We start from the raw sequence: 1616 nt of genomic DNA, 5'->3' as shown, positions 1-1616 counted from the left end.
GGGATATTCAGTAAATGTCCCCTAAAAAGTAAGATGGCATATGAAGATGATAGAACATAATCACTCCATATGCCATTTTATTGTAATTTTCTGTATTTTCTCTCTTTATTCTAACCGTTAAGACAGAAGAAGCCAGATGGCCTCTTCCGATTCTGTCAGTAAAATCATGTCATGCCGCTTGAACTGTTCTCTTCCTGATCTTGTCAATCATCAGAATGGCATTTGCCGTATGTATTCCGAAAAAAATCCAAAGGATTTCCGTCTTCCTGTTCCGTGCCTTTATCCTGGAGAGAGAATAATGCTGCTTCTGGGTACCGAAACTGCCTTCAAGCCGGGTGGCCCTCTCTCTTGAAAGTTCACTTCTGAGAATCTTTCTCAGGGGCTCATCCTTTGCCACCCTTCCCTTGCGTACGAAGGAAGTGGAAATTCCGTATTTCGTACAGAACTTTCTGTTGGCGTTATTGGCATATATGGAATCGGCTGCAACACACCTTACTCTTACGTTCATGAGCTTCTGCTGCATACGGATACAGTCCTTCAGGCGTATTCCCTCATGGAAAGCCTTGAAAGAGAGGTGTTCGATGAACGATATGCCGTCTATCTGTATGTTGTTAACCTTTGCACCGAACTCGACAGACTTTATTTCCTTGCCTCTTACAATGGGACGTGCATAATGACGGTCAATGCTGACTATGCGGTCACTGACTTTCCGTCCTTCAAACAGCTCCTTTTCCTGTAGAAGAACCTTTCTGATGATGGAAAGACGTTTCTGGTAATCCTGGGTATATCGGAGCGAGGTTCCGTACCGGCTATGAATTTCATCTCTCTGCATGAGGAGTTTTTCAAGAAGCCTGATCATACGACGCTTGAGCATTCTTGCCCTTGAAGCCTTCCTTTTTCTTTTCTTGCAATAGGACAGGTAGGACTCCGCTACATCCCTGTATTTGTTGCGGGGACGTCTTATGCCAAGCTCCCCACAATGCCTGCAGATATATCTGTAGAGCCATTCGATGCTTTCCCAAAGGAGTTTCATGTCCGTAGGAAAACGCATGTGGCTCTCATAGCATGTGGCATCGGTCATGCAGACATGGAGGTTGTCAAGATAAGGCTTCCAGTGTGAAGCCAGGACTTCCTGCAGGGAGCCGATATCAAGACGGGATGCTATTTCATTGCGGATGGCACTGACTATCTTGTAGTTGGTTATGGGAAAAGACGGATCTATCATGATTCCGCAGAACATCTGGTAGTGTATGTTGCCATTGAGATGTTCCACCAGATCTCTGTCGGAGAATCCGGTGTACGCCTTCAGCACCATAAAGGCAATCTTTGCCAAAGGACTGAATATGTTCCTGCGTCCCAGACGCTGCTGTGACAGGCCCATAGTCTTTGCCATACGCTCAAACGGAAACACGGAATGAAGTCTACCGAGTTCACTCTCTGTGAAACTCTTGCGGTATTTTTCCAGAATATCAAATTCTGTAAAGCCCAAAGTTGGATGAATTTCTGAAATATTTTGTATCTTTGCCATATCTTAGTTGTGGAATTTCCCCCGTTTTGGCCGTCAAACCTTATTTTCGGGGGAATACCTAAAGATACAAAAAAGCCAGCTAATTCGC

Annotated in this window: 1 protein-coding gene; it reads right to left on the bottom strand. The window is 44.9% G+C overall.

The genetic code is table 11. From position 1 onward, the window contains the following. Nucleotides 1-169: 169 nt before the first annotated feature. Complete coding sequence (locus WKT13_RS13295; protein ID WP_340324230.1) at nucleotides 170-1528, bottom strand: transposase; 1359 nt, start codon at nucleotides 1526-1528, stop codon at nucleotides 170-172. Nucleotides 1529-1616 lie beyond the last annotated feature (88 nt).

Origin of the sequence: Prevotella sp. HCN-7019, assembly GCF_037890215.1 — a bacterium.
Taxonomy (GTDB): Bacteria; Bacteroidota; Bacteroidia; order Bacteroidales; family Bacteroidaceae; genus Prevotella.
This window is presented reverse-complemented; position numbering and strand designations above follow the sequence as displayed.